Origin of the sequence: Gluconobacter sp. R75690 (assembly GCF_015244525.1) — a bacterium.
Lineage (GTDB): Bacteria > Pseudomonadota > Alphaproteobacteria > Acetobacterales > Acetobacteraceae > Gluconobacter > Gluconobacter potus.
The window spans coordinates 121951-129042 of the sequence record NZ_JABCQB010000010.1; the positions used below are offsets into that span (position 1 = coordinate 121951).

Below are 7092 nucleotides of genomic sequence, written 5' to 3' on the forward strand. Positions count from 1 at the left end.
ATGAATTTCTTTTTGCATGTCGTCAAAGGCCGGAAAGGAATTCTGGGCTGTATTCTTCTTCTGATGGTGGCAGGTCTTCTCGATCTTCGCTCTCTTCCCGTAGAGCCTGTTCCAGATATTTCTCCACGTCAGGTTCTGGTCTCCATTCAGGCCCCTGGATTACCGACGGAAGAGGTGGAGAAGCTTGTTACATTCCCTATTGAGACAGTACTATCTGGGGTTGTCGGGTTAAAAAATCTCAGATCGGTCTCCCGCACAGGCGTGTCGGTTCTGTACCTTCAATTCGATGACAACACGAGTATTTATCGCGATCGGGACCTGGTGTCCCAATTTTTGGATCAAGCAAAAAATACCATTTCAGTTCACGGCCTCTCCATTAGCATGGGGCCAATGGCCACAGGCATGGGTGAAATCATGCAACTGGAGATAAAAGGGAAAGGCCAGTCTCTTACAGATCTGAACCGTATTCTGAACTGGTCCGTTGTACCCAAGCTGCGACTGGTTCCTGGGGTGGTGGATGTTAACGTCAATGGTGGCGCGTCGGAGACCTACGAAGTCGCGCTCGATCCAATGGCTATGCGTCGGTTCAATGTGTCCGTTTCAGATGTTTTCAAAGCTGTCGATACTGGCAATGAAGCTGCGGGGGGGGCGTGGATAGAGCATAACGATGAGCAGCACATTATTGTGGGGCGTTCACTTATCGATGACCTCAAGGAGCTGGGAGAAATTCAGGTCAAAAGTGGTCCAAACGGAGAAGTTGTTCATATCAGGGATATTGGCACTGTCCGCAAAGGTGCGCTTCCAAGGCTAGGAGCTGTAACACGGGATGGTAAAGGAGAAGCTGTGAATGCAGTTATTCTCTTGCAGGAAGGCGCAAGTGCCCGTGACACGCTCAACCGGTTAAACAGAATTCTCCCAACGCTTCAAAAAACACTCCCAGAGGGCATCACCCTGGAGCCTTATTACAGCCGTACAACGCTGACAGATGTGACGATTGATACCGTCAAGGAAAACCTTGCATTGGGCGCGTTGCTTGTTCTGGTGGTGCTGCTTGTCGTTCTTGGAGACTGGAGGGCTTCTCTGGTCATCATGTCCATCATCCCTTTTGCTCTGCTGGCTGCAATGGTTGGGATGCACCATCTTGGTATTTCGGCCAATCTTCTCAGTCTTGGGGCCATAGATTTTGGAATGATTGTCGATAGTGCACTTGTCATTGTCGAAGGCGTTCTGAGTATTTCCGTTATTGCGGAGCTGACTCTGCAGGAGCGCGTGGCCAAAGTGACGGCCTCTGTCGCGCGGCCTGTGATTTTTGCCGTGTTTATCATCATGCTGGTCTATCTGCCGATCCTGACACTGGAAGGTGTCGAAGGGCGGATGTTTCGACCGATGGCAGAAACCATTATCCTGGCATTGCTGGCTTCTCTGGTCTTTGCTTTTTTGGGCGTGCCCGCTTTATGTGCGATGATCATGAAGGGTCATTCAGGAAGCGCTGATACAGCAACTGGACCTGAAGGGCAGGAACATGCCTTCAGTGTTGAGAGCCATGACACACGATTTATCGCCTTTCTAAGGCGTGGCTTTAACCCGGTAGCGCGATACTGTCGCACGCATACAAATCAGATTTTCATGGTTGCAGTCGGTATTCTGCTTGTATCTGTCTTTTTGGCGACGCGCCTTGGAGGAGAATTCATCCCACAACTCCAGGAGGGTGATTTGATTGTCACGTCAACGCGTCTTCCGGCGATCTCGTTAGGGGCTTCAATTCATGAAGTGACAGCAATCGAGAAAACGCTGAAGACCTTTCCCGACATACGAACGATTGTGAGTAACACAGGCACGTCTGCTATTCCGACGGATCCGTCGGGTGTAGAGCAAACTGACAGTTATGTTCTGCTCAAGCCACGATCAGAATGGAAGACTGCACAATCCCAGGAAGGGCTCGTGAGGGCTTTTGACGCAGCACTGCGCCAGAATAATCCCGGCTCGCTTTTTTCGTGGAGCCAACCCATTCAAATGCGCATGGATGACATGCAGGCCGGAGTGCGCTCACAGATTGCAATCGGCATCTACGGCCCTGATATTCGCCGGCTACAGGAACTGGCACAACAAACGGCAGATATTGTCAGCAGGATTAACGGTGCGGCGGACGTCGCTCCCCAGGACGTTGGGACGATTCCATATCTTCATATTGATGTGGATCGAACAGCCGCAGGTCGGCTCAATGTGGATACAGCGGCTATTCTTGATGTTGTCGAGTCCGTCGGCGGACACGTCGGGCCGCCGGTTTCAACGGGTGATGCTTTAATTCCAACCGAAGTGCGGATCGACGCTCCGCAAAGGCGTACTCTTGATGATATCAAACGCCTCCCGGTCGCGACACGAGATGACCAGATGGTTGAATTGTCTCAGGTCGCTAAAATCACCCTGACTGATGGGCCAGCGGCCATCCGCCGCTATCAGGGGGAGCGACGGATGATGGTGCAGGCGAACGTGCGCGGGCGCGATATGAGTTCGTTCGTACAGGAAGCTCAGACGACCGTTGGTCAGCAACTTAAACTTCCTCATGGATATCGTGTTGAATGGGGCGGGCAGTTTCGTAATCTCCAGTCAGCTGTTGCTCGATTGGAGATTGTCGTACCGATTACCTTGGCGCTTATTTTCTTTCTGTTGGTGTTCGCGTTTGGGGATATCTGGGTAGCGGGCCTGGTCTTCCTGAATCTGCCGTTTGCCGCAACGGGTGGTATCCTGGCACTGACGGTAAGATCCCTGCCGTTTAGCGTCTCTGCTGGGATTGGGTTTATTGCTTTGTTCGGGGTGGCGACCTTGAATGGAGTAGTCCTTGTTTCCTGCATTCGGGAAAAACGAGCGGCAGGGTTGTCGGCGCGCGTTGCCAGTCAGGCGGCCGCTGAAGAGCGTTTCCGCCCTGTCATGGCTACAGCTACTGTGGCCTGCCTGGGGTTCTTTCCGATGGCGTTTTCAATGAGCGAAGGGGCTGAAGTCGAAAAGCCATTAGCAACCGTTGTTATTGGAGGGCTGGTGTCATGTACGGCCCTGACTCTTCTCGTCTTACCTAGTCTGTATGTTAAGCTGGACGAATGGAGAAGAAGCCGACTCTAGAGAAAACTCACACAGATAGAGCGAGTATCATCAGATAATCGCTCTATATTACACTATTTACGGAATTTTTTTTGTGAACAAAATAGTATTAAAAATATCTTTTACAATTTTATTTTTATTTTTTCTCGCAGTAATTTTTATTAAAAGCCATCAGAAAAGTCCGACAGTGGATGAGGTTCATGACTACTTAGTAAACTATATTTATAAACCTATTCCTGCTTCCAACGTAGAAACCGGCCTGCAGCGCCTGAGGCGCATTGAAATGTTAGAAATGCGTCAGGGCTTGAATCCGACTTTCGAGATAACTGAACTTTCTTGTCAAAAGAAGGGAATTTTAGAAATAAAATATATTTGTCACTTGTCGGTAAAAATTAAGTATAAGGTAAGCGATATAAAATCTACCTTAGAGATACATAGAGATGATCTAGGATATATATTCGGAAAAGAAATTATAGAAAATCAGTAATTCAAATATTTTTATGACAAAAATTCATAATATTTATTTTTAATACGCCTAAAATACCTACACAAAAAGTGCTGCAGGCATTTCGATTTCTATCGTCATTGGCTTCGGGAATCCAAAAAACTATATCACCGGATAGGGAGGTGTAGTGGTTATGCGTTTCCAACACCCGGAATGGCTACTTACGATTATTTCCTCGCCAATAGCCGACATTCCGCTTGCCTCCCAAGTCAGCTGCAACGCAAAGAGACGGTTCCAAGCCTGCGTGAGTTAAAATGTCTCTCGCAAAGAGGGCCAGAGACGATCAGGCTGTCTTTCCAGCAGCAGACTTTGTCCTTGCATGAGCATCCGTGGAAAACGCCTCGAAAAGACCTTTTTGGGTCTTTTTTGTGCCCTACCCCCTATGTCCGATAATAAGAATTAACGGACATAGGGGCGGGAAGGGGGCGATTTTCAGAAAAAAGACGGAGACTTACCTTTTGAGGATATTAGGGTGTTTGAATGCTGTTGCTACGGGCCGCTTGGTGGTATTGAAGGCTCATAGGCGAGAGACACAGCGCGCCTTCCGGCCTGTGAAATAACGGAAAAATCTCTCAGACAAACAGTCATGACATCCTGTTCGGAGTGTGGCGCAAATCAGGCCCTGTGACTCATCCTTCCGGTCGAGGATTCAAATGACGATTTCCCTTGAAGAGCTCAAAAAGCAGGCACGACAGGAAAGCCGGTCAGGTGCTTTGTCTTATACGCAGGCTCTTGCACAACTCTCCCAACGCCACGGATTCCGGACTTTCGCTGCTCTGAAAGCCAGTCTCGCCAAATCGTCAGCTGTGCATGCCCAAGGCCCTGCTCCCGGTGGGAGCGGAAACGCCCGCCTTGGCGGAGAAATGGTCGGACCTATCATCATCGGTACGATCCGGGACGACCCTCATCCGATCTCGATGGATCAGGTCAAAGCTATGGGTGGAAAGGTGTTTAAAATGTCTTTTCCTACGGACGTAAAGCAGCACTACGCGGAACTCGTCGCGTCCGGGAAGGTGATCCATCTTGGAGACTATCCAAAAAGCGACGCCTCATAGGATCAATGGTTCCTCCGTTCGCCGAGAGGCTCACCCGTCTCAGTCTTGAGCTGGGACGTCTGGATCAGGCGCTGAGACGTGGCTCCGCTGTACCTTCCGTCCTGTTCCGACAACGCCTGGATGCGATCCAGCGCCATAGCGCTGTCGACGGCTGGCTGATCGATCCCTGGTATCTGGTTGCCGAACTGCACGGCCTCGTGCCGAAAGTGGTCGGCCAGGACGGCTATGAACGCGGTACGGCCGTGGATGCGGCATCCCATGCCTTTACGCTCTGGCGCTGGTACGCTCGCCCGGATGCTATGCAGGCGCGTGCCATTACCGAAGCCGAAGCGTTCCTGAATGATCAGTCATCAGGATGGGGACCGATCCTTGATGCGGGGATCGCTTTTCATCGCTGGTTACAGGCCGGTCACCCCCGTGCTCCCTTCTGCGCGGCGTTAAGCCGGTACTGGCACTCCCATGATATTCTCCGGACGCCCTTGATCCTGACCGGGATAGAAGCACTCGCCCCGGGAACGCCTTGGGAGATCAAGCCCTGGCTATGCCGGTGGCTCGATGCTCTTCTAACCGAAACCCGGGACACGCATGATCTTCTGCACCAGCTAGAGCGAGCCAGGACACAGGCGCTTGAGAAGTGCGGCGTACAGCGTCGTCATTCCCGTGCGCCCCAGGCGGTCAATGTGCTGGCGATCCAGCCGCTCGTGTCTGCCTCCATGCTGGCGGATCGTCTGGGGATGTCGATGAAAAGCGCACTGCAGCTTCTCAGCGCATTCCAGGACCGAGGCATTGTAGTGGAAGTCACGCACCGGAGAGCTCATCGCCTGTTTGGTCTGGCCGGCATGGGAGCGCTCCGCGACGTCGTGAAACCTCCCACACGACCCGTTCCCGGCCGAAAGCACGGCCGGCCCCGTAAGGATGATCCTTTCACGACGCAATCAATCCCGGAGGAAGAGATTACGCAGCTTCCGCCGCCAACGCGGTTGGACCCGGTTCAGTTCGACTATGAGGATCTGGCTGCAGCCATGAAACAGGCTGATGAAGCCATGTTGAGAAGCTCCCGGCTAATCGCCCGCCTCAAGGGACAGAAGGTCAGCTAGACCCCTCGTCTGTTCATAGAACCTGAAGGGATGCCTCTTGCAACGGTTTCTGGAGCTGCAGGGCGACCGGTATGGGGGCCGTCAGCCAGGTTTCGATCTCCTCCTGGCGTTCCAGAATGACGGGCATGGCTTTGGGATGATAGGGCGCGACCACCGCGTTGGCTTCCGTTGTGAGGAAGCCGAAGAGATCGGCCGTGACCTCGCCTTCCTTGAGCTTGCGCACCGAGGTCCAGGACGTCCAGATCCCGGCAAAAAAGCGGAGAGGCTTCGTCTCATCGGCGGCAAACCACACTGGGTGAAACGATCCATCGTCCTGTCGCGCCTGTTCCGAGAAGGCCGTAAACGGCACTACGCAGCGATGAGGAACGCCCAGCCAGCGGTAATCCCCCCATAAAAAGAGTGAGTTTTGAATGAGAATTTTCTCAGCGTAAGAATTGAGGAGATTCTGATGAAGAGTGATCGCTTTACTGACGCCCAGATCATGGGTGTGAGCCGCCAGGCTGAGGACGGTGTCCCGGTTCCTGACCTGTGCCGGGAGCATGGGATTAGCAACGCCACGTTTTACCGGTGGCGCGCGAAATATGGCGGCATGGAGAGGTGGACCCGGTTTTTCAGACAGGGCGATAAGCTATAATCCGACCTGAGAGAGGACGGGTTTATGGGCAAGGTTACGCGGAAACGATATTCGGCGGAGTTCAAGTCGCGGGTTGCGCTTGAGGCGATGCGGGGCGAGCAGACGCTGTCGGAGTTGGCGTCGAAGCACGGCGTGCACCAGACGATGATTGCCCAGTGGAAGCGCCAGGCAGTCGAGGGCATGGCGGGCATCTTCTCCGGCAAGGCGGCACCGGAGGCGGCGGCCAGCCCGGCCGACGTGGAGAAACTTCACGCAAAGATTGGCCAATTGCTGGTGGAACGGGATTTTTTGCGGGATGCCTCTGTGCGGTTGGGCATGCTCAGAGGCGGCAAATGATCGACCTGAAGCGGCCTCGGCTTTCCGTGGTGCGGCAATGCGCGCTGCTGCAACTCAACCGGTCGTCCGTGTATTACCGGCCGGTGCCGGAGAGTGAGGGCAATCTTGAACGGATGCGGCTGATCGACGCCCAGTTTCTTGAGACACCCTATTACGGGTCGCGGCAGATGACCCGGCATCTCAGGCGGCTCGGCCATGATGTCGGGCGCAAGCGTGTCCGTCGGCTGATGGCGACGATGGGGCTGCGGGCGATCTATCAGAGGCCATCGTGTGGATGGTACGCTAAACAACGTTTGGCATGAACAATAAAGGAACGATCAGGCGGCACGAGCCTGTTTCGACAGATTGAGCGTCTTGCGGCCCGCAGAA

At 53.3% G+C, this 7092-nt stretch carries 5 protein-coding genes and 2 pseudogenes; 6 read left to right on the forward strand and 1 reads right to left on the reverse strand.

The genetic code is table 11. The features are described 5' to 3' along the window. The 4 genes from HKD27_RS12345 (at window position 1) to HKD27_RS12360 (ending at window position 5753) form a co-directional block, all read left to right on the forward strand. Entirely contained in the window at window positions 1-3117 is a 3117-nt protein-coding gene (locus tag HKD27_RS12345; RefSeq protein WP_194689985.1) for an efflux RND transporter permease subunit, read from the forward strand. A 73-nt stretch (window positions 3118-3190) separates the two neighbouring features. Further along, window positions 3191-3583: a hypothetical protein gene (locus HKD27_RS12350; protein ID WP_194689986.1), complete on the forward strand. Its 393-nt coding sequence runs from the start codon at window positions 3191-3193 to the stop codon at window positions 3581-3583. A gap of 671 nt (window positions 3584-4254) precedes the next feature. After that, on the forward strand, window positions 4255-4656 hold the full coding sequence (locus tag HKD27_RS12355; RefSeq protein WP_197436614.1) for a hypothetical protein: 402 nt from the start codon (window positions 4255-4257) through the stop codon (window positions 4654-4656). Window positions 4657-4661: 5 nt separating this feature from the next. After that, window positions 4662-5753: a hypothetical protein gene (locus HKD27_RS12360; RefSeq protein WP_194689988.1), complete on the forward strand. Its 1092-nt coding sequence runs from the start codon at window positions 4662-4664 to the stop codon at window positions 5751-5753. 13 nt (window positions 5754-5766) lie between these two features. Here HKD27_RS12360 and HKD27_RS12365 read toward each other — a convergent pair whose 3' ends face one another. Further along, window positions 5767-6252, reverse strand: coding sequence for an SOS response-associated peptidase family protein (locus HKD27_RS12365; protein WP_228518565.1), 486 nt, complete (start codon window positions 6250-6252; stop codon window positions 5767-5769). On the opposite strand from HKD27_RS12365, the pseudogene HKD27_RS12370 reads away from it, so the two are divergent. Both HKD27_RS12370 and HKD27_RS12375 read left to right on the forward strand, forming a co-directional pair. Continuing rightward, window positions 6202-6348: pseudogene (locus HKD27_RS12370) on the forward strand (transposase); the annotation flags it as partial. The gene HKD27_RS12365 and the pseudogene HKD27_RS12370 overlap by 51 nt on opposite strands. Window positions 6349-6411: 63 nt before the next feature. Continuing rightward, window positions 6412-6989, forward strand: a pseudogene (locus HKD27_RS12375) (IS3 family transposase); the annotation flags it as partial. Window positions 6990-7092 lie beyond the last annotated feature (103 nt).